The sequence below is a fragment of the Paenibacillus rhizolycopersici genome (genome assembly GCF_014947195.2).
Lineage (GTDB): Bacteria > Bacillota > Bacilli > Paenibacillales > Paenibacillaceae > Fontibacillus > Fontibacillus rhizolycopersici.
On the sequence record NZ_JADCNN020000025.1, the window covers coordinates 25,584 to 47,200 of the forward strand.

The 21,617-nt window shown below is 52.0% G+C and carries 21 protein-coding genes; 7 read left to right on the forward strand and 14 right to left on the reverse strand.

The window, feature by feature from the left end:
- Positions 1 to 101 precede the first annotated feature (101 nt).
- On the reverse strand, positions 102 to 764 hold the full coding sequence (gene fsa / locus IM700_RS20000; protein WP_155607564.1) for a fructose-6-phosphate aldolase: 663 nt from the start codon (positions 762 to 764) through the stop codon (positions 102 to 104).
- Positions 765 to 831: 67 nt separating this feature from the next.
- Positions 832 to 2,364 carry a glucose-6-phosphate dehydrogenase gene (zwf, locus tag IM700_RS20005; RefSeq protein WP_193415438.1) on the reverse strand — a complete coding sequence of 511 codons (1,533 nt, stop codon included), beginning with the start codon at positions 2,362 to 2,364 and terminating at the stop codon, positions 832 to 834.
- Positions 2,365 to 2,549: 185 nt separating this feature from the next.
- Between zwf and IM700_RS20010 the strand changes: the two genes are divergently transcribed.
- Together IM700_RS20010 and IM700_RS20015 are read left to right on the forward strand one after the other, a co-directional pair.
- Complete coding sequence (locus IM700_RS20010) at positions 2,550 to 3,428, forward strand: LysR family transcriptional regulator (protein WP_193415437.1); 879 nt, start codon at positions 2,550 to 2,552, stop codon at positions 3,426 to 3,428.
- An 89-nt stretch (positions 3,429 to 3,517) separates the two neighbouring features.
- Positions 3,518 to 3,922, forward strand: coding sequence for a hypothetical protein (locus IM700_RS20015; RefSeq protein ID WP_244868372.1), 405 nt, complete (start codon positions 3,518 to 3,520; stop codon positions 3,920 to 3,922).
- A 40-nt stretch (positions 3,923 to 3,962) separates the two neighbouring features.
- On the opposite strand, the gene IM700_RS20020 is transcribed toward IM700_RS20015, so the two are convergent.
- A complete protein-coding gene (locus IM700_RS20020; RefSeq protein ID WP_244868371.1) occupies positions 3,963 to 4,403 on the reverse strand; it encodes a MarR family winged helix-turn-helix transcriptional regulator in 441 nt (146 codons plus the stop codon).
- Between the two features lie 149 nt (positions 4,404 to 4,552).
- Between IM700_RS20020 and IM700_RS20025 the strand changes: the two genes are divergently transcribed.
- Entirely contained in the window at positions 4,553 to 5,053 is a 501-nt protein-coding gene (locus IM700_RS20025; protein WP_155607560.1) for a CarD family transcriptional regulator, read from the forward strand.
- A gap of 46 nt (positions 5,054 to 5,099) precedes the next feature.
- Here the strand turns inward: IM700_RS20025 and IM700_RS20030 are convergent, their stop codons facing one another.
- The 5 genes from IM700_RS20030 to IM700_RS20050 all read right to left on the reverse strand — a co-directional run bounded on the left by IM700_RS20030 (position 5,100) and on the right by IM700_RS20050 (position 9,349).
- Positions 5,100 to 5,999, reverse strand: a complete 900-nt coding sequence (locus IM700_RS20030) for a spermine/spermidine synthase domain-containing protein (RefSeq protein ID WP_193415435.1) — start codon at positions 5,997 to 5,999, stop codon at positions 5,100 to 5,102.
- 416 nt (positions 6,000 to 6,415) lie between these two features.
- Positions 6,416 to 6,982, reverse strand: a complete 567-nt coding sequence (locus IM700_RS20035) for a DUF4256 domain-containing protein (RefSeq protein WP_193415434.1) — start codon at positions 6,980 to 6,982, stop codon at positions 6,416 to 6,418.
- Between the two features lie 35 nt (positions 6,983 to 7,017).
- On the reverse strand, positions 7,018 to 8,187 hold the full coding sequence (locus IM700_RS20040; protein ID WP_193415433.1) for a DUF4317 domain-containing protein: 1,170 nt from the start codon (positions 8,185 to 8,187) through the stop codon (positions 7,018 to 7,020).
- Positions 8,188 to 8,372: 185 nt separating this feature from the next.
- The gene (locus tag IM700_RS20045; RefSeq protein WP_193415432.1) at positions 8,373 to 9,065 is read right to left on the reverse strand and encodes a cytochrome c biogenesis CcdA family protein; all 693 of its coding nucleotides are present in this window, start codon (positions 9,063 to 9,065) and stop codon (positions 8,373 to 8,375) included.
- Positions 9,065 to 9,349, reverse strand: a complete 285-nt coding sequence (locus IM700_RS20050; RefSeq protein WP_193415813.1) for a thioredoxin family protein — start codon at positions 9,347 to 9,349, stop codon at positions 9,065 to 9,067. The genes IM700_RS20045 and IM700_RS20050 overlap by 1 nt, the downstream gene beginning before the upstream one ends.
- A gap of 182 nt (positions 9,350 to 9,531) precedes the next feature.
- Between IM700_RS20050 and IM700_RS20055 the strand changes: the two genes are divergently transcribed.
- Positions 9,532 to 10,242 (forward strand): response regulator transcription factor, encoded by a 711-nt coding sequence (locus IM700_RS20055; RefSeq protein WP_155607554.1) that lies wholly within the window; start codon positions 9,532 to 9,534, stop codon positions 10,240 to 10,242.
- A complete protein-coding gene (locus IM700_RS20060) occupies positions 10,239 to 11,273 on the forward strand; it encodes a HAMP domain-containing sensor histidine kinase (RefSeq protein WP_193415431.1) in 1,035 nt (344 codons plus the stop codon). The genes IM700_RS20055 and IM700_RS20060 overlap by 4 nt, the downstream gene beginning before the upstream one ends.
- Positions 11,274 to 11,305: 32 nt before the next feature.
- On the opposite strand, the gene IM700_RS20065 is transcribed toward IM700_RS20060, so the two are convergent.
- The 6 genes from IM700_RS20065 to IM700_RS20090 all read right to left on the reverse strand — a co-directional run bounded on the left by IM700_RS20065 (position 11,306) and on the right by IM700_RS20090 (position 17,768).
- Positions 11,306 to 12,055 carry a GNAT family N-acetyltransferase gene (locus IM700_RS20065; protein WP_193415430.1) on the reverse strand — a complete coding sequence of 250 codons (750 nt, stop codon included), beginning with the start codon at positions 12,053 to 12,055 and terminating at the stop codon, positions 11,306 to 11,308.
- Between the two features lie 19 nt (positions 12,056 to 12,074).
- Complete coding sequence (rlmD, locus tag IM700_RS20070) at positions 12,075 to 13,520, reverse strand: 23S rRNA (uracil(1939)-C(5))-methyltransferase RlmD (protein ID WP_193415429.1); 1,446 nt, start codon at positions 13,518 to 13,520, stop codon at positions 12,075 to 12,077.
- A 94-nt stretch (positions 13,521 to 13,614) separates the two neighbouring features.
- The gene (locus tag IM700_RS20075; protein WP_193415428.1) at positions 13,615 to 13,800 is read right to left on the reverse strand and encodes a CLC_0170 family protein; all 186 of its coding nucleotides are present in this window, start codon (positions 13,798 to 13,800) and stop codon (positions 13,615 to 13,617) included.
- Positions 13,801 to 13,812: 12 nt separating this feature from the next.
- The gene (locus tag IM700_RS20080; RefSeq protein ID WP_193415427.1) at positions 13,813 to 15,036 is read right to left on the reverse strand and encodes a Ger(x)C family spore germination protein; all 1,224 of its coding nucleotides are present in this window, start codon (positions 15,034 to 15,036) and stop codon (positions 13,813 to 13,815) included.
- The gene (locus tag IM700_RS20085) at positions 15,029 to 16,126 is read right to left on the reverse strand and encodes a GerAB/ArcD/ProY family transporter (RefSeq protein WP_193415426.1); all 1,098 of its coding nucleotides are present in this window, start codon (positions 16,124 to 16,126) and stop codon (positions 15,029 to 15,031) included. The genes IM700_RS20080 and IM700_RS20085 overlap by 8 nt, the downstream gene beginning before the upstream one ends.
- Positions 16,074 to 17,768, reverse strand: a complete 1,695-nt coding sequence (locus IM700_RS20090; protein ID WP_239484084.1) for a spore germination protein — start codon at positions 17,766 to 17,768, stop codon at positions 16,074 to 16,076. Before IM700_RS20090 ends, IM700_RS20085 begins: the two co-directional genes overlap by 53 nt.
- A 185-nt stretch (positions 17,769 to 17,953) precedes the next feature.
- Here IM700_RS20090 and recQ point away from each other — a divergent pair, with 185 nt between their 5' ends.
- Together recQ and IM700_RS20100 are read left to right on the forward strand one after the other, a co-directional pair.
- Positions 17,954 to 19,786: a DNA helicase RecQ gene (gene recQ / locus IM700_RS20095; protein WP_193415425.1), complete on the forward strand. Its 1,833-nt coding sequence runs from the start codon at positions 17,954 to 17,956 to the stop codon at positions 19,784 to 19,786.
- Positions 19,787 to 19,798: 12 nt separating this feature from the next.
- Positions 19,799 to 21,610: a DUF4080 domain-containing protein gene (locus IM700_RS20100; protein ID WP_193415424.1), complete on the forward strand. Its 1,812-nt coding sequence runs from the start codon at positions 19,799 to 19,801 to the stop codon at positions 21,608 to 21,610.
- Positions 21,611 to 21,617: the final 7 nt, after the last annotated feature.

The window sequence follows — 21,617 nt, forward strand, 5'->3', positions numbered from 1 at the left end:
AACCTACGTGAGCACCAGAGGGCCCGGCTGAATTCTAGATTCGATGCTGAATCCACTTCATGACTTGCTTTGTGATCAAAAGATGACTTTCGAATTACCGCTTATAAGGATTTTTTCCAGTCGGCAGCGAACTTCTCTAGCCCTTGATCCGTAAGCGGGTGTTTAGCCAGCTGCTCGATGACGCCAAACGGAATCGTGGCGATATGCGCCCCAGCTAACGCTACGCGGGTGACGTGGTCCGGGTGACGAACGGAGGCCGCGATGATTTGCGTGTCCAAGCCATGAACCCGGAACAACTCCGCTATTTTTGCAACCAATAGCACGCCATCTTCTGAAATATCGTCTAAGCGGCCGAGAAATGGCGATACGTACGTGGCACCGGCGCGGGCGGCGAGCAGGGCCTGATTGACCGTGAAGATCAAGGTAACGTTGGTCTTGACGCCTTTTTGAGCCAGGTACTTGGTCGCTTCGAGTCCTGCCAATGTCATCGGAAGCTTAATCGTGATGCGCGGGTCATGGTTATTGATTTTGATCAATTCGTCCGCTTGGGCAATCATCTCTTCGGCCGTGAGCGCATCCGGTGTCACTTCAGCCGAAACGGATTCCACGTCGGAAACGGCTTGCAGGATTTCGGCGATGCGGTCTTCGAACTTGACGCCTTCCTTGGCTACCAGGGAAGGGTTGGTTGTCACCCCGGACAAGACGCCGATTTTATGGGCCTTTTTGATGTCTTCCAGATTGGCTGTGTCTACAAAAAACTTCATCGCAAATCCCTCCAATTTGTAAAATATAGATTTGAGATATCGGGGCGAAAAGCACGTTCATCCCCCGTTATTTGATGGACAAGGCTTCCTTCGCCGACGGTGTAACTGTCTGAACTTCTGTAGATGCGGCTTCGCTTTCTTGATCGAACCACCACTCGAAACCGTCTTTAGCCAACAGTTCATGCGCGGCCTTCGGACCAAAACTGCCTGCCGGGTAGGCATGTAATGGAACCTCATTCGCCGCATAGGCGTCAAGGATCGGCTGCACCCATTTCCAGGACAACTCGACTTCGTCCCAATGGGCGAAGAAGGAAGAATCGCCGCGGAGCGCGTCATAAATCAGGTTCTCGTAAGCCTCTGGCACATCGCTACCGCTCTTGTGAGATCCGATCAGGACCTTCGTGAGATCCTGCTGTTGCGCTTCGCCTTCCGTATTCAGGCGCAGGTAAATGCCTTCATTCGGGCTGATTTCGAACACCAGCAAGTTCGGGGCGCCGCCGTTGTTGGGCGCAGCAATTTGCTTAACCGGCTCCCGGAATTCAATGACGATCCGCGTCGCTTTCTCCTTCATGCGTTTGCCGGTGCGGATATAAAACGGAATCCCCCGCCAGAAATCATCTTCGATTTGCAGCTTGGCAGCGATAAACGTGTCGTTATGGGAATCCTGCGGGATTCCGGCTTCGTCCTTGTAGCCAACGACCGGCTTCCCTTGAATCGACCCGCTCGCATACTGACCGCGGACCACCTGGGTTGCGACGTCCTGGCGCGGCAGCGGCTCTAAGGATTGCATGACGTGTTTCTTCTTGTTACGCACTTGCTCCGAATCATCGCCTTTTGGCAGGTGTCCGGCCAACATCATCAACAGTTGCAGCATATGATTTTGGAACATGTCGCGCAACGCGCCGGAATGATCGTAATAGCCGGCTCTTTCTTCGACGCCGACCGTTTCGCTGGCCGTAATTTGCACGTTAGCAATATAACGCTTGTTCCAGGAAGCCTGAAGCACCGGGTTCGTCTGTTGCAGCAGCTGGAGCTTCTGTACCATCGGCTTGCCGAGGTAGTGGTCGATGCGGAAAATTTCCTCTTCGGTAAAAGCTTTGCTGAGCTGCGCGTTGAAATCCCGAGCAGATTGCAAATCGCGGCCAAACGGTTTTTCGATCACAAGGCGTTTCCAGCCTTTCGTATCGCCAAGCCCGCTATCCTGAATATGGGCGGCGATCGTTTCGAACAGTTCCGGACCTACCGACAAATAAAACAATCGGTTTGGGGCAATCCCTGCGGTTCGTTCGCCTTCCTCGACCCGTTGCAGCAGGCTTTGATAATCTTCCTTACGGTCGACGTTCAGCACATGATAGCGGAAGAAGCCGAGGAATTGGTTCACGGCCTCCGCGTTGCTGGCATCCCGTCGCGAAAAGCTGTGCAGAGACCGCTCGATGTTTGCCTTAAAGGTCTCGTCGGACCATTCTCTGCGGCCCAAGCCAATCACGGAAAAAACATCCGGCAGCTTTCCATCCAAAAACAAGTTAAACAGGGCAGGGTAAATTTTGCGTTTTGCCAAATCCCCGGTTGCCCCAAACAATACAAACGTATTGGCATCCATCCAGGTTCTCTCCTCTCGGCATAGCTTTTCATCTATGTGTTCTTGGGAGGCGCCTCGGTCTTGATTCCGGGGTAACCGCCTAAATCCCATCTCTAAGCTATGGATTATTTTGACTGACTCCACTATAATACGAATATCGCCATAGGTGAAATTAATATATTTGACAGGAGCTATAGACTGCATTTATGACAAATAATTATGAATTATATAAAGTCTTTTATTGGGCGGCCAAAACCGGCAGTCTGACTCAGGCAGCCAATGCCTTGTTTCTGACGCAGCCGAGCGTAAGCCATGCCATTAAGCAGCTGGAAGAGAGCTTTGGCCTCACGTTGTTCTACCGCAACTCCAAGGGGGTGTCTCTAACGCAAGAAGGCGCGCTCTTGTACTCCTATATCGAGCAATCGCAAATTCTTATCTCCCTCGCGGAGAAAAAAATGGCTGAGCTCAAAAACCTCGATACCGGTGTGCTCCGGATCGGCGGCAGCGACTCGTTATTCAAGCATTACTTGCTTCCGTATATAGAAGAGTTTCACCACCGATATCCTGACGTTGGGATTCAGCTGCTTCACGGTACGACGCCGGAAATCATGGGTTACTTGAAGGAGGGGAAGATCGATCTTGGCGTCGCCCGGATGCCGATCGTTGATTCTCATATCGAGGTGCGGGAAGGGATTCTACTGCAAGATTGCTTCGTGGCCGGCTGCGCGTACGCCGATCTCAAGGATAAAGTGATCCCGCTGGATACACTGCTGGAGCATCCGCTCGTCTTGTTCTCGCGGAATAGCCGGGCTCGCATGGCGATCACCGAGTTGTTCCACGAGTACGGTTACGAGCTTAAGCCGGAAATCGAAGTGGGCAGTGTCGATCTGCTGATCGAATTGGCCCGCAAAGGACTGGGAGTCTCCTATGTAGCTCGGGAATTCGTGTCGAAGGAGCTGGAGGAAGGGTCGTTGTTTGAAATCCGGCTGGACGTGGAACTGCCGCCGTCGCAAGTGGGGATTATGAATATGCGGAATATGCCGCTCACGAGTGCGGCCCAGAAATTCATCGAGGAATTCCGTTAAGTCAAAGTTTAAGAACGGGGGACCCGCGAGATTTCTCCAGCATAGGATGAAATAGGTGTTTGACTATTTTTCCTGTGGGAGGATAACTCGTGTACATCTATCAAGAAGCCCGGCAAATGGTACCTCACCCCGTGTTAACGGAGGTGAGACAAATCGCAGCCAACCAAGTTCTCCTGGTATACGATCAGCGAGCCGATTTTGGATCGGCAACACGGATCTCGAACTATTGGATCCGCAGTAATAAAGGAGCAGGCGGAGCGGCTAGCCTAGGGATGGGGGAGGCGCTGACTGCGGCAAACGCGATCAGGCCAGAAGCGGCGATGATTACGGCAGCGGATAATACGAACACACGATTTGTCATCACATTCAGGGAGCGGGCATTGACCGGTGTCACTCATATCGTTCTGCCTTGCTTCGTCAGTGTGGAAGGCATGACCGGGTATGGCGGAGCCAATTGGGGCCCTTTCAGCCGTAACGTGTTTATTGGGATGTAAAAAAAGGAAGGAGGGGGCGTACCCCTCCTTCCTCCGTTTTTCACGCCTCATTCAAGGTACCCCAATCCGCTTGGAGCAGCTGTTTCAACAAGGCGACCTGATCGGCTCCGAGAGCATCCATGATTTTTTGCTCCAGCGATGCCTTAATCAAGGCATTCTTCTCATAACTGCTCTCGCCTAGCGACGTTAATTTGAGACATTTCTCCTTTTTATTGTTCTGAGCTTTGGTGATCTCGACCCATCCTTTTGATTCCAAACTCTTGATGAATTTGTGGGTAGCCTGCCGTGAAATGTCCACCTGCCTGGTCACCTGAGAGATGGTCGGATTTCTCTTATAAATCCTTGCCATAATAAACCACTCTGAATTGGAAATGTAGATATCATGACGGTCGTTCCACAACTGCTCGCAGATGGAGCGAAGCTGGACATGGCGTTCGCTGATCAGGTCGATCAGATTCAATTCCTCGAATTCAAGGTACACTCCGTTCCTCCATTCCATTCACGTTCCTATTTCCCTACACTATACAAAAGCATCCGTAAATTGTCAATTTGGTTGACATTTTGTCGAAAAACAGGTATATTGATAATAGTCAACTTAGTTGACAAAAATAGAGAGGCGGGATCACGACCATGTTTCATGAGGGGGATTTGATCATTTATTCGGTGCATGGCGTTTGCCGCATCGACGACGTTTGCGTCAAATCGCTAGCCGGCGTTTCCAAGTCTTATTATGAGCTGCATCCGCTCGGCAACGAGACCTTGAAAATTAGCACTCCGGTCGATAATGCGTCGGTGCTGATGCAGAAATTGATGGGTCCGGAGGAGGCCAAGACGATATTGGATTCGTTTCAGGCACCGGGCATCCAATGGATTGATAATAATAATGAACGGCATCACAGCTATACTGCGATCGTTAAAACGGGCAACCGGGAGGATATCGTACAAGTCGCCAGTACGTTGATGCGTAAGAAACAACTAGCTGAGCTGAATCATAAGAAATTGGGCAACCAGGATCATCAACTGTTGCTCGGAATTCAGAACGTCCTGTTCAAAGAGCTAGCCATTGCCTTGAATATCACTTACGAAGACGTGATAAGCGAAGTGCATGAGAAGGTTGCCGTGAACTTATAAATATAATAGAAGAAGAGAGGTGCAAGCCGCACCTCTCTTCTTTGCCTTATAAATAACATTGAATCGACTTTTCAATCCAATACGAGAACCTTGTCTCCGGATACTGTTGTTCAATGAGCTTCATCTTCAAATACAATTCGATCCCATCGGAAACGTCATGCCATAAATCGGTGAACACGTAATCGTAAGCATCCTGGGACAACCGTGTGCGGGCAAACTCGAAAGCATCCGCATGAATGATCTGAATTTTCCCAGCCTGCTTGAACTGGGGCAGAATATGCTGCTTAAACAAACGGATAACGTCCTCATTGATTTCCACAATCGTCACGCTGTCCACGTTGTCTTTCTCCGAAACCATATAAGCATAGTAGCCAAGGCCAAGACCAAACGTAAGGACGCTCCCAAAAGCTTCCGCGACGGGTACCTTCATCGTCTCGATTTCGTTTGGCGTCACCGTCATCCAGACGCGGCCCTGTTCCAGAACCGCCGGATATTTGAATTCAGCGGGAAAGATACCGATTTGCGGAATCTGGCGTCCTTCCGAAGTTTGGAGGATGTCATTGCAGACAAAACCTTCATACGGCTTATAGCATTCGTATGTGAGCTCGCTACCGCCGATGCGCACTTCGGGGAGGCGGATATTCCGATAATAGGGGTTTTGTTCGTATTCCCCAACGTCGAGCAGATGAATCATGGGGTGGAAATACGCGTTAAATAGCGCCTTATCCTCGTCACTATCGACGATATCTAGCCCGAACTTGGCAGCAAGAATCAGCTTGAAGGCGTATTCGACCGACACGCCGTTTTGGACAATCTCTTCGACCTCCGCCTCATGGATGAGATCGGGTGCATGGTTCAAATAACTGCTCAGTAATGCGAATACTTTGTGATTGTCTTGGCGGATTTGTTTCTGTTGTTCCTGTGTTGGTTGTTGTTGTTCTGGCAAATGGCTCACCTGTTTCCACGAACTATTGTTGATTGGTCAATATGGACAGGGTACCATTCGAATGGCTTCTTTTCAATCCAAGGTCCTATTCGTACAACCCCAGGCTAACGCTTGCCTCAATGCTTATTGATGCCAAATAAGGGGGATGTCAGCTCTAACGCTTACCAGCGAGCTTATTTGGGCAAAAACGCCTCTTTTACGAGGAGAAACAGGCAAATAAGCTCTACCATAAGCGTTACATTGGGAATCCCCCCATTTTGGGCCTAATAGCGTTGCTGACAAGCGTTAAGGAGCATTGCGGTTTGGGAGTTATTAAAAATAGGACGGCCCATCGATATCAGCAATCAATCCGGATTGTGTAGGTCTCCATCCCAACCTGAAAAGCCTTGTCCCATTTGTGTTTATCTCCGGGTATTTCAAACCCTTAAAGCCCCGCGGAACCCTCTGGCGCCGTAGTAGGAGTCCGCTCCATTGTGGTACACAAAGACCGTATCGTAGCGGCGGTCGCAGAAGAGGGCGCCGCCAAGCTTTCGGATCGGAGCAGGGGTTTTCACCCAACTGGATGTCTTCAGATCGAAGTTCCCAAGCTTTTGCAACTCCCGATATTGTTCTTCCGTTAACAGCTCAACGCCCATGGCTTCCGCCATATTCATCGCGCTGTCTTCCGGCTTGTGCTGTTTTCTCGACTCCAGTGCTTCATGGTCGTAACAGATGCTTCTGCGACCCTTAGGCGTTTCCGCCGAGCAGTCTACAAATACAAATTCATCCGTCTGCTCGTCATACCTGATTACGTCCGGTTCGCCGCCGGTCCGTTCCATTTCATGGAGCGACCACAGCTTCTTCGGCTGAGCCTCCAGCTTAGCTTGTACATGAGCCCATCCCAACCCGGGATGGCGGCCCAAATTTCTCTCGAATCGGGCCTTCAGGGCTTGGAGCAGTTCCTCACGTTGCTCTGGCAGCAAGTCCGTTTGTTCATTCGTCATCATGAAGCCTCCTTTGCTTTATTTAAGCTTAATCCTTATAATTCTTCGGTATTAAGCGTAAATCCTTCGATCACCGCATCTTCATCGACCTCGATCAAGATGCAACGTTTACCATGATAATTGACTTGTTTCACGTATCTTAAATCCTGCGGGCTGACCGAAATCGTGGCGACCTTCGTATCGATCTTGATTGATTTCGAAGTAAACTTCGGCACGACGCTGCTCGCTTTGATCTCATAATTCTTGTCATCGATAACCGTTTGGTAGGCAAGCTCAACCCTTTCCGTGGTAACGTTCTCCACGCCGCTGGCGGTCAGCACGCGCTCGACATCTTTATAATCCAGCTTCGGAGGCTCTTCCTCTTCGTGGGTTTCGATGACCTGTTGAATTTCCTCGTAGACGCTCGCAATCGTGGAGGCGTCCAGCTGATCCCCGGCAATTTCCTTGACGATATCCTCGAAGATGGCTCTCTCTTCTAACGCGGTTACGGTCTTCTCGGCATTCAGAACCTGATCGATAAACTGCTGATTCGGATCGTTGACTTTGCCCGCGCAATACAGCACCCGATTCACATCGGAGAAACCGTCCGTTACGCTAGGGTAGAAGAAGCCTTGCTCCGGCGTACGCAGCTTGATGATCGGATCAACGATGACATTGTATTTGAATTCGCGTTCAATATAATCGAACATCAGTGTTTTTCGTTGCGGTTCCGTGGAATTGATACTGCATAGAATAAACGGATTCGCGAACATCTCATCGTTTTCGCTATCCTCGGCTTCCTCGTTACGTTCCTTGGTTGGCTTGTAGTATTGTCCGCGAACGAAGGTGATCACCGTATCCCGCTCATACTTCGTATCTTCCAACATTTTCTCCACCAGAAGAAGCATCAAATCATGCCACTCCTCGGCATCACCGGTAACCAGAGCTTGATGGAGAAGCGGCTGAGAGGGCTTGTCCGTTTCCGGCTGCTCCTGGAACTTTAACTCGAACAGCTTCTGATCCAATTCACCGGCCAGCAGCTTCTTGAAATTGCCCATATGCAGCTCCTGCTTCTCCCGCTCCAAGAGTTCGAACGGCGTGCGTTCAAAATGATAGATTTCATTCGTTTCCTTCATAATATAGACGTTAAGAATGTCGTAAATACTAAGTCTTTCATGATCCAACTTGAACTGTTTACGGATATAAGCGACTTCTTTCTTGATCAAGGCGATTCCCCTTTGCAAAAATCAATATTTGCATTGTACTACAATGCTCGTCACCTGTCATGATCCGCCAAAACGAAAAAGATCCAAACTGTCAAAGAGGAGCGGCCGAGGCCAAAACTCTATTGCAGGTTGGATCCGTGTGAATGAACCAAAGAACAGACGCGTGTCTTCCTTCTATGATGTAATTACTTCATGAACCCCACAATCAGCAAGATGATCCCAAGTGCGATGGAGAAGTAGCCGGCGATCTTTTTGATCGTCCCGCCCCATTTGGACAGCTTGCTGAGAACGGAAATGGAGAAGACCGCAACCAATGCGAGAATCACGCCTTTGCCCAGGGAGTACGTCGTCATGAGCAACGCGCCGTGAAGCGGACTGCCTTGAAGAGCAATATAGCTGATCAACGCGAAAAAGATCGGGATCGCACAGGGCGAAATGACAAGTCCATATGGAATCCCCAGCTTGAAAGCAGCCAACAGGCCAGGCTGTTTATCCGGCCGGCTCATCGGCTTCTGGAAGGCAGGCATCGCGAATGAAATAACTCCTAACAGCTGCAGACCTGCCAAGATGTCAAAGAGCGGCGGGATCCAGGTCAGCAAGTGATATTTCTCGATAAAGGGAAGAAACTGCTGGCCAAGCAGGGCGAAAATGAAACCCGCCAACAACGAAGTGACCCCCATGCCTAAGATAAAGTTAAATGCAATAGCCAGGGCTTTTCTTTTACTGCCGGAGGCCCCTTTTTGGACATATCCTCCAAACATCGCAAGTACGGGTAAATAGCAGGCTAACACCGCGCTCACGATGCCAACAATGAACACCAGGATGTAGGTCGAGGCGGAAATACCGCCCGAGATCGTAAAATGATATAAATTTTCCATTAGTGACTCCTTTGATCTTGTGGATGATTTTCGTGACGAAGCAGTTCAGCGACACGTTCGCGAAGCTTGGTGAATGTGGGTAAAGTAACAAATTCCGCTTTTCCATTGATCAGAATCGCCCCGGCGCTAAATAGGTTCAGCTCCTGAAGACGTTCAAACTGATCAACGACATGTAATTCCTGGATCACGATTTGTGGAAATTCTTCCGCCACTTGCTTGACCAGCTTGATCGCTTTCTGACAAATGGAACACCCCGGTCCAGCGGATACTACTTCAATTAACAGATGGACCTCCTCCTTTACTTCGTGCTGTGAACCATTCTCCCCGTTTCAGGAAGATTTGTTTTTGATTATAAAGACCGGGCTGTTAAATCCTTGTTAAGTGGAGCTTCCACAAACCCCAGGACTTGCTCGCATCCCGAAAACGGGTATGATATGGTATTGTCATTGAAGAAAGGGGCGGTGTAATGCGAATCCTTATTGTTGAAGATGAGGAGGATCTATCCCGTGCATTAGCCAAGGGATTAAAGCGGGAAGGGTATGCCGTGGACATGGCGTTGGACGGGCTGATCGGCTGGGAGATGGCGGATACGAATGAGTACGATGTGGTGATTCTCGACATCAATCTTCCAGAGCTCGACGGTATTTCGCTTTGCCAGCAAATTCGCCGATCCTCGCACCATCCCGATGTGCTTATCCTCATGCTGACCGCACGTAGCCACCCAGATGAGGTGGAAGAAGGGTTGGATTCCGGGGCAGATGACTATCTCCGCAAACCGTTTGTGTTTAATGAATTGCTTGCCCGCATCCGGGCGCTGCTTCGCCGGAGCTCGTCCGTGAAAAGCCCGGTTTTACAATACGAGGGGCTGACCCTTGATACGAATAGGAAAGAAGTTTGGGATGGGGAGGAACGGATTTCATTAACGCGAAAAGAATTTGGTCTGCTTGAATATCTGATGCTGCATCCCGGTGAGGTCATTTCGTCGGAAAGGCTTCTGGAGCATGTTTGGGATATCCATGCCGATCCTTTGACTTCTACGGTCCGGGTTCATATCAACTCGCTGCGAAGAAAGCTCTCGCACCATGATCCGGAGGCTGGGGAGAGGTATATTCAGACGGTTCAAGGTCATGGATACAAATGGGCGGGCACAACTGCAAAGAAAGAGGAATTAAAATGAGAAGAGGGAATCGACTTTCGCTACGTCTCAGATTAACGCTGTTCGAAATTCTTTTTCTGGCCATCTTAATTACGCTATATGTATCGATAGAAACTTTCTTCTCTACGACTCGAATTGTACCGGAGATGCAGGGGCGAATCATCAGCCTGTTGGTTGTTCTCACGGGGATGGTGCTCAGCGCGCAATGGCTCGCCGTGATCATCTTGAAGCCCGTAAAACGGATGAGCGAAACCTCGGCTGGCATTACCGCTTCCACCCTGCATAAACGGCTGGAGATCGATGAGCTCCATGATGAATTAAAGAAGCTGGGGATTACCTTTAATACGATGCTGGATGGGTTGGAGCATTCGTTTAACCAGCAGGCCAGGTTTGTTTCGGCGGCCGCACATGAGTTAAGAACCCCGCTTTCCATCCTACGCACGAATCTGGAAGTGGCCGGGGATAGCCGGAGTATCGATCCGGACGAATGGAGAGAGTACAGGGAGACCACGGAACGGACGCTTGCGCGGCTGGAATCCTTAACGGAAGATTTGCTGCTGCTGGCGGACGGGACGAATGATCGGGACGAGCGGGAGCATCAAGTAGTGGGGCTTGCGGACATTCTTCGAGATGTGATTTCCTTTATGGAACCGATGGCTGACAAACACGGGGTGACGCTTCATTTGATGGAGCCCTGTACGGCCCTGGTGAAGGGGGAGGAGAACTTCTTATTCCTCGTATTCCGTAACCTGCTGGATAATGCCATTCGGTATAATCGGCCTAAAGGGAGCGTTACCCTGCAGGTCACGGAAGAGGATGAACAGGTTGTGGTTCGGGTGTCGGATACCGGGAAGGGGATTCCCCTGGAGTCCAGGGAGTTGATATATGAACGGTTTTATCGCCTCGACTCGTCACGGGCGCGCAGGCATGGCGGCGCCGGCCTAGGCCTGTCGATCGTCCGCCATCTGCTCTCCTTCTTCCAGGGTACCGTTGAGCTGGAGGCATCTTCCGAACTGGGAAGCGTATTTAAGGTTACGTTGCGTCGGGGCTAAACCGAAGCATCCGGGGCAATTCGTCCATTGGGTTAGCTCTTCAATATCTTGTCAAGCGTCCCCACATCAAGCAGGTTCACGGTTTGAAACTTTCCTTTATAAAATGCCCCCCAGTTATTAAATACACCGGGCAAGTCCTTTGCTTTTTCTAACGAGTCAACCGGAATCATGGATACTGTCACCTTATGATCATTGCAGTACTGCTTGATATCTTCAATCTTCTGGTGAATAAACGGACACTGCATGCTGTAATAAATCGTCAGTTCCTGATTCTCGATCTGCTGTTTTCTTGCTTTATCCGTAAACCTGGGTAGGGTTCCATCAAAGGAAAGTGCCAATAATTCATATCCGTCTTCGGTAGAGTCCACCGATTCGAACCCGTACTTTTTAGCAAAGGACTGGTTGGAAAGCCAGTTCTTCTGCTTTTTTGCGCCAAGCATACAAACGCCGGACATCCCTTTTTCCTTTGCATCTAAAATGCAGTAATCCATCAAGGCTTTCGCGTAACCTTTTCCTTTAAAATCACCGGAGACCCATAAGCAATAAATATAATAATAATTATGGCCTACCACGGGAGTCCACGCTGACTTTAATGGCGAATACTCAATAAAACAGCATCCCTTAGCGTTTAGCTTTCGAAACACATGACCTTCCTTCAATCGCTCGGCAAGCCATGCTCGTTTCGCTTCAACACCGGGGTGAGGTTTCTTGCTTCTGATGATGCAACATAAATGCTCATCTACGAGGTTATCCTGCGTTAAATTAATAAACTCCTCCAGCATGCCTTCATGCCTCCGTCATTTATTTTTTTGACATCAAAACAACCGTCTCCACATGACTCGTCTGCGGGAACATGTCCACCGGTTGCACCCATTCGAGAACGTAACCGCCGTCCAGCAGCGCCTTGCAATCCTTCGCCAGAGTGGAAGGGTTGCAGGAGACATAGACGAAACGCTTGGGCTTGGTCTTCAACACCGCTTCAAGGAAGCGGGGATCAAGACCGGTGCGCGGTGGGTCGGCGACGATCACGTCCGGCGTAAATCCGGATTTCACCCAGCGGGGGAGCAGTTCCTCGGCGTAACCCGCGTAAAACGCCGTGTTAATCCGCCCGTTGCAAGCGGCATTGGCTTTGGCATCCTCCACCGCCTCGGGGATCGATTCGATCCCGCGAACTTCCTTCGCGTAAGGCGCAAGCCACAGGCCGATCGTGCCAGTGCCGCAGTATGCGTCGACGACCGTTTCCCGACCCGTTAATCCAGCGGCCGTACGCACGGATTCGTACAGTTTGACCGTCTGCAGCGGATTCAGCTGGAAGAAGGCGCGGGGGGATAAGGTAAATTCCAGATCGCCAAGCGATTCCTGAATGCCGTCCGCTCCCCACAGGACTTCCGTCCGATTCCCAAACACGAGCGAGGTGTTCTTCGGGTTGACGTTCATCGCAATGCTGGTTAGTTCCGGCATAGCCAGCCGCAGTTCCTTAATCAATTCGTCCCGGCGCGGCAGCTTGTCGCTGGCGGTCACGAGCGTGACCTGCAGCTGCCCAGATTGAAATCCAACGCGGACGACAAGGGTGCGGACGAGCCCTTGATTGCCTTTCTCCTTGTACACCGGAATACCTAGTCTTTGCAGGACGTTCCGCGTCTTGTCCACCACTTCGTTTACCTTCGGGTGCTGGATCGGGCAGCCGGTAATGTCGATTAGTTTGTGGGAATCGGCAGCATACAAGCCGGCGATCATCCCTTCCTGGGCCATACCTAATTGAAGCTGTGCCTTGTTGCGGTAACCCCAAGGGTGATCCATTCCCAGCATGGGTTTCAGGCGTACATCCTGCATGCCGGCGTAACGCGCAAACGCCTCGCGGATGATCTCCTCCTTGCCGGCCAGTTGGCCCTCATAGGACAAATGCTGGATTTGGCAGCCGCCGCAGATGCCGAATACCGGGCATGGGGCATCGACCCGATGCGGAGAACGTTTCTCGATCTCCCGGATCTCGGCGGCGATATATTTGTTCTCAACGCGGATGACTTCCGCTTTAATGACCTCGCCGGGAATTCCGCCTTCGACGAAAACGGCCTTCCGTCGGTAATAGCCGACGCCTTCGCCGTTAATCCCCAGCCGCTTGATCGTAACGACAATGCGGTCGCCGGAGCGTACCTCATCGGCCTGCTCCCGTTTAGCGATTGACGGCATTGGTCGTGACTGCTTTTTTTTGTCCGAGCGGTTGCCGGAGTAATTGCGTTCTTTCATCAATCCTGATTCTCCATCCTACTGAAGTTTGTACTAGACTCAATATACCATGCGAACCTTAACGGCACCATCACCCGCCTGTGGGGATAGGTTCCTACTGCATGATTAAGCTGATCAGCAAACTAACGCTTGCCAAGGAGAGTTGGACCCATCCGAAGAACCTCGCAACCTTTTGTTCCTTTTGCATCTGCCGGACCTTATATACCCTATGATCCACCAGAAGCAGGACGAGTCCGGAGAATAGAAATAGGGCAGCGGTAAAAGCGAGGACACGAAACATCCCAAACACCTCCTATTTTGCTTTTAGGCCGGTTCGACGGATCGAAAGGGCTAGTTTAATGGATATTGGAATATCCGCATACATTTGTTCCCAATCGCTTTTTTGACGGATGTTGCTCTTCCAGAATCCAGGATGATAGGCCCTCACATATTCGCCAAAGCCAAAAATATCGGAATGGTGGCGCTGCGTTTGGCGGCAGAAATTTTTGAGTAATTTCGTCGCATCCTCTTCAAACGCTTCTTCGATGAGGTCGATGTCCGTTTCAGAGCTGACATTCCGTCTTGAATCGAAATGTTCGTCCAGAATCCCTTCTACATGAATCTTGAGATTCACTTGGGGTTTACCGTCAACGATGCGGACATCGGTTTTCGCATGCCGTTCCGTGATCTTGATCATGACGTAACCTAGGTTGGGTACTCGGATCAAAGCGGAATACCCTCCGGGATTGTACCCTTTGACTGCCATATAAGCTCCGATATCAACGGCCGTGCTGGTTCCGGCAAGACGTCCTCCGCTGAAGTAAGCCAAACCCTTAATGAGAACATTCTCCTTGCCTTGGATTGCGATGTAAGGCAGGTATCCGTCTTGCCCCCAGTTCGACTCTTCGACCCAAAACTCGCCTATATAATTCGCCGGGAATTTCCCCATTAGGATAGACTTTTCGACCATAGCCTGAAGATATAGCGTAGGCACGCGCTCCAGCGGTGGAGCCACCTTCATGAGTTCCGCCGCTTCGGCCTCGGAGACGAGCAGCCATGTTCGGCGGCGGACCTCCGGATTCCGGCGTAAATAATCGTTTAGTTCGTCCAGCCCGTCCTTAGCGATGCCCTTGCTAATCACGATCACCCGCAAATGAATAAGGTAACGGGGATCGGCGATTTGCTGCTGCAGATTGTTCAATGCCTCGTCCAGACTATGCCCATACACTTGAACGACCCACACCGGGCTTTCTCCGTCGCCGCCGCTTCCCGCGCCGCCGTTGCTTGGACCGAGGGGAACTCGACCGGGGACTGCGATTTGGGCGGTCACCCGGAGCATCTTCTTCGGCAGGGGTTCGTTCTTCAGATGGGCGACGGTCGGTTCCAACTGCGCGGTATCGGGAGGAGCCTCATCGATGGCCAGGCCAAGCACCAGGGCACGGTTTTCAATTTCGACCTGATCCCAGCAACCGGTCAAATGGAACGCCAGAGTCATGCTAAGCAAGCCCAATACCCAACGCGCCCGTATTTTACCCATGTTGCTGCCCGCCCTTCCGTCTGATCACAGCTACGATCCACAGAAGAAGAGCGTAGCCGGTCAGGAAGAGATACCCGGCCCCGTCAGCGATTCGAGAAAATTTGTAAAGTTGGAGTTGATCCTGTGGGAGCAGGGAGACGGCAAACAATATAGGGATTAACAGGGTAGTTGCAAGACGGTGATCCTGGATCCGAAGCATATGGCTTAGGGAGAGCGAAGTTAGATAATAGTTGGAGAACATGGTCGTGTAAACATTAATCACCCACATAATAATAAAAATCGCATCCAAACGTTCTATGACATCACCGCCAATCGCTATCGAGCGCGCCATTTCCAGGGTGGGATATAACAATTGGAGGGTCTCCTGAACCCCGTAAATCCCGATCGTGGATAAGACCAACAGCAGGTATAAGCTGGCGCTGACGGCAATGCCCAGCATTGCCGCCTTCATCGCGTGACGTGGTTTCTCTGTAATTGGAAGCATAATCGTGATGATGAAGGAGCCCAAATAGAGGGAGGCCGGAGATAGCAAAGCCGGCAACCCGTTGATGGAATCATTGCCTAGTAGGGGAAGCCAATTTAAGAGATGCACAGATTTCATCGACATCATGATGACAAAGAGGAAGGGCAAGACGACAAACGGCCAATAGAACAGGTGTATATAGGTGAATTTCACCGTATCCCTTCGGCAGGATAAGGCGACCAGGATCAAGATCATCAGGATACTTATCTCGATGGGAGTTCTTCGGAAGACGACCGAAGACAATACTTCGCCAAACTGGCGGAACAACATCGCCGAGGTGATGAAGAAGCAGGCGAACACAAGAAGATTGCCGAGCAGGGCAGGGATCTTTCCAATCACCGTCTGGCTGTAACTAAACAGCGTCTGATTACTGAATCTTTGGCTGATCCGGGTATACACGAACAGGCTGAAGATGGCGCAGCAGGTGCCCGCAACGGTCATAAGCGGAGCGGCGCTATCGGCCGATTCAGCGATCGTTTTCGGGAAACTCAGAACGTAGGGGCCAAATATCGTGCTACTGATGACGATGGCCAGCTGAGTCGTGCTGATTTTCTGGGCTTTTTGCATCGGCTTTTCCCTCCGGGTCAAAAATCTTATCGATATTCGCTTGGAACGTGCCTTCAGCGCGCCGCGTATCATCCAGGGCATGAAGGTAACTCGGACGTTTCCCCATCCACCACAGGGGAGCCCGGATCAAGGTATCCGTGAACCCCGCCCGTTTCTTGGCCAGGATGGACTGCAGGAATGGCACGCCAAACGATTCCAGGTACAACATATGATTGATGATGAAAATGCTGCCTAACACGACGCCGTACAATCCGAATAAGCCGGCCAGCACGATAAGCGGGAAACGCAGCATTCGCATGGCGATCGCCGCATTATAGGCGGGGGTTGCAAAGGAGCCAATCGTCGTCAGGGCCACGATCACCACGGTGATCGGGCTCGACAGGCCTGCGGAAACGGCTGCTTGTCCGATCACCAGAACGCCAACGATCGACAACGCGCCGCCGATCATTTGCGGCAGGCGAATCGTCGCTTCTCTCAAGATCTCCATCGAAGCTTCCATAATCAGCACCTCCAGCATGGCGGGGAAGGGAACCCCTGCGCGTCCGCCGGATATCGCCACGGCAAAATCGGTTGGCAAGAGCTCGGGATTGTAGGAGATGACGGAGACGTATAAGGACGGAAAAAATACGGAAAAGAGCAGGGCGATTAACCTGACGAATCGCAGCAAGCTGGCGATCATAAACCGTTCGGAATAGTCGTCAATGGTTTGGAAATATTGGTCGAACAAAGAAGGGACAATTAACGCGAAGGAGGAACCGTCCACCAGAATGGCCACCCTGCCTTCCAATAAGGCGGCTACCGTTTTGTCCGCCCGTTCCGTGTTTTGGATTTGCGGAAACGGCGAAATCGGCTGATCCTCGATAAACTGTTCAATGTAACCGGCGTCGATGATGCCGTCGATATCGATTTTGGACAGACGTCGCATGACCTCGCTCACCAATTCCGGATTGGCAATTCCAGCGATGTAGCAGACGGCCGTCTTCGATTTGGTGCGGGCGCCCAGCTCGCCGGTTTCGATCACCAGATCGGCGGATTGCAGGCGATAACGGATGAGCGATATGTTCGTCTCCAACTGCTCGATAAATCCATCCCGCGAGCCGCGGATCACCTGCTCGGTTTGAGGCTGCTCGATCGACCGCTTCTCAACCAACCGGGTATCGAAGGTCACCGCTTCGGCATGACCGTCGATGAACAACAACGTCTGCCCTTTCATGAGCTGATCCAAAAGAACGTTCCATTCGGAGCTTCGCCGACCCAGGTTGGCGTGCACCCGCTCCTGATACACCAGATCAAACAGGTCCACCTGGCGAAGCGGGTCCCCCTCCCTCCCTGGCTCAAAGGCAAGGGGCGGAGCTTGTAAAGGAGCGACAACCCCTTCCTGTATCAACTTTGAATCCGTCAAGGACGAGAGGAATAACAAAGCGGCGCTGTGTATGCTCATGATCCTCACTCGGCGGACAACCAAATCCGTAGAGTTTCTCATTCGGTTCTGAATCGAGCTCAGATTGTCGTCCAGATCGGCCTCAAGCTGCCTAGGCTCGCTATCCATGCCGGCGGGAGTGTCTGTGGAAGATAGAGATTCAGTTGGATGTGAAGGATGTTTTTTCAAGAATGCTTCGTAATTGGATTTCCAATCCAGCATATCTGCCGCCTCCGGTCTTAGCACATGATTAATAGAGAGTGTTGGTTATTTTGGAAAAGTTTATGTACCCGCTGCAGCGGTTGCCCATTTCCCCAAACCCCGGTAAACTTAAGAGTGCATAAAGCCGGTCTGTCCCGGAATCCGGGAGGACGACGGCCTAATGGGAAGTTAGGAGAAATGGTAAAATGAGCACGGAAGTACTGACAATGGAACATGCGCAGCAGCTGCTGCAGAAATATTACGGGTATCCCGATTTCCGCGAAGGGCAGCGGCGGATCGTCGAGAGCGTACTGACCGGTGCGGATACCTTGGGCATCATGCCAACGGGCGGCGGGAAATCGATCTGCTACCAGATCCCGGCCTTGATGCTGCCAGGTCTCACGTTGGTCGTGTCGCCGTTGATCTCGTTGATGAAGGACCAGGTGGATGCGCTCACGGCGATGGGCGTCTCTGCGGCCTACATCAACAGTACGTTGTCGGGCAAGGAAGTGAACGACCGCATCCGGGCGGCTCGCCGCGGCGAGATCAAGCTGCTGTATGTGGCCCCGGAACGACTGGAGCTGGACTGGTTCCGCGAGGAAATGAGCGGGTTGACCATCTCTTGCGTTGCCGTCGACGAGGCGCACTGCGTCTCACAGTGGGGCCATGACTTCCGGACAAGCTATCTGGCGGTCTCCCCGTTTGTCGAGTCGCTGCCGCAACGTCCGATTTTGGCCGCCTTTACGGCTACGGCAACGCCGGAAGTCATGGACGACATGGTCCGCCTGCTTCGTCTTGCGGATCCGGCCGTATTCGTCACCGGCCTCGGCCGGGATAATCTGGCGATGTCGGTGCTGCGCGGCGAGAACAAGCGCGAATTCGTCCTGAATTACGCGAATACGCATGCCCACCAGCCTGGCATCGTTTATGCCGCGACCCGCAAGGAGGTCGACGACTTGTACGAACGGCTGCGCCGCGCCGGGATCCCTGCCGGCCGTTACCATGCCGGCTTGTCCGATAAGGAGCGGGAGGAGAGCCAGGAGGCTTTTCTCTATGACGACATTCGCGTGATGGTCGCAACGAACGCTTTCGGGATGGGGATCGACAAATCGAACGTTCGTTATGTCATCCACTACAATATGCCGAAGAACATGGAAGCTTACGTACAGGAAGCCGGTCGGGCAGGCCGGGACGGCGAGCCCAGCGAATGTATCCTGCTGTTCAGTCCGCAGGACATCATGACGCAGAAATTCCTGATCGAGCAAAATCCCCAAGAAGGGGATCGCAAACGCAACGAATACCGCAAGCTGCAGCAGATGATCGAATATTGCTACCATACTAGCTGCCTGCGCTGGGCGATGCTGGATTACTTCGGCGAAGCCCACGACCATAAGCATTGCGGCATCTGCAGCTCCTGCCGGGACGAACGGGAACTCGTCGACATGACTCGCGACGCGCAAATCGTCTTCTCCTGCATTCACCGGATGCGAGAACGATTTGGAGTTTCGCTTGTCGCTTCCGTACTGAAGGGCTCGCAGAACAAGAAAGTGTTGCAGTATGGCTTTGATGCGTTGCCTACATACGGGATGCTACGCACGCGCACGGAGAAGGAGATCTCCGAGCTGATCAACGTATTTATTGCGGAAGGCTATTTAGCTTTGTCCGAAGGGCAGTACCCGGTCGTACGGTTGCAACCGCTGGCGGTTGAGGTGTTGAAGAGTCGCCATCAAGTCATGATGCGCGCTCCGGAGCCTGCGGCCCCCTCCAAATCGTCTTCCGGTTCACGGCGCCGCGGGTACGACGAAGGTCCGTCTGCCGTCAACGAGACGGTGTTCGAGCAACTGCGCCTGATCCGCCGGGATTTGGCCGAGAAAGAGCATGTGCCATCCTACATTATTTTCAACGATGCGACGCTGCGCGAGATGAGTGTCGTCTGTCCGACCCACGAAGCGGACATGCTGAGAATTAAAGGGGTCGGTGAAGTGAAGTACCGCAAATATGGAAAGCCGTTTCTGGAGTTTTTTCAAAATATGGAATAGGGTTGTGAACTTGTGAAAGTCATATTGGCGACGCTTAATGCAAAATTTATCCATACCTCGCTGGCCATCCGGCTGCTTAAAGCCTACAGCGGCAACGAGTTCGACATTGATCTGGCGGAATACACGATCAAGGACCCGGTCATGAACGTCGTAGCGGACTTGTTTGGCCGCAAACCCGATGTGATTGGCTTCTCCTGCTACATCTGGAACATCGAGGAGACGATCAAGCTAGTCGCATTACTCAAAAAAGTGCTGCCGGAAGTGAAGATCGTATTGGGCGGACCCGAGGTCAGCTATGACACGGAATATTGGATGGAACGCGCCCCGGAGGTCGACTTTATCGTGATGGGGGATGGCGAGGAGACGTTCCACCATCTGCTGCAAGAGCTGTCCGGAGAACGAAAGTTCCACTTCGTTTTTGGCGCAGCCTACCGCAAAGGGGAAGAGATCGTTTTGAATCCAGGCCGGCCCAAGTCCGATTTGAACACGCTCCCTTCGCCGCATCGGTTCCCCGAGGATATCCCGAACCTTGGCAAACGGATCGTCTACTTCGAGACAAGCCGCGGCTGCCCGTTCAGTTGCCAGTTTTGCCTCTCGAGCATCGAGGTGGGGGTGCGGTATTACGATATTGAACGGGTGAAGGCGGACATTCTTTATCTGATCGAGCATGGCGCGAAGATCATTAAATTCCTTGACCGTACCTTTAACATCAACCGCAGCTATGCGATGGAGATGTTCGAATTTCTCATTAATAACCATCAGGGCTGCGTATTCCAGTTCGAGATCACGGCGGATATCATGCGGCCGGAGGTATTGGACTATTTGGCGGAGAAAGCGCCGCCCGGCATCTTCCGGTTCGAGATCGGCGTGCAGTCGACGAATGATCCGACCAACGAGCTGGTGAAGCGCCGCCAGAATTTCACCAAGTTAACTCGGACCGTGACCAAAATCAAGGAGAGCGGCAAAATCGACCAGCATCTCGACTTGATCGCCGGACTGCCGGAAGAGGATTACGCTACGTTTCGCAAGACGTTTAACGACGTGTTCGCCATGCGTCCCGAGGAGCTACAGCTCGGCTTCCTGAAGATGCTGCGCGGGACCGGACTGCGAAACGACGCCGCCAAATACAACTACGTTTTTATGGACCACGCGCCTTATGAAATCCTGGGTAACGATGTGCTTCCGTTTACGGACGTGATCCGGCTGAAGCGGCTAGAGGATGTGCTGGAGAAATATTGGAATGCGCACCGGATGGACCATACGCTGGAATACCTGGTCACCCGTGAATTTGACTCGCCGTTCGACTTCTTCCAAGGGTTCGGCGATTATTGGGAGGAACAAGGCTGGCAGCGCATCGGTCATCAATTGGAGGACTTGTTCACCCGGCTTCATGAATTTTTAGGCCAACGCGCCTTGAAAGAACCGGAGGTGGTGTTGGGGTTGATGAAGCTCGACTACCTGCTGGGACATAAGTACAAGCCGCGGAAAATATGGTGGGAAGACCAGATGGACAAAGACCGGCGCAACGATTATTTCCGGGCGCTGGCCGAGACGCCGGGCGCCTTGTCCGAACGATTTGCGGCATACGGCCTGGACGAACGCGACTTGCAGAAATACGCCTGCATGGAGGAACTGCCGTTCTCGCTGAGCGATGTGCTGACCAGGGGAGACGCGGAGAATTCTTCCGGGCCGGGAACCGCAGAAGGGACGCCGCAAGGATCGCTGCTGGTCGTTCTCTACCAGCAGGAGCCGGATGAGCAACCGGTGTTCTTCCAAGCGCCTTTAAGTGCCTGGTCCCCGGGGCATCGTACCCTGGCCAAGTGAGGAGTGG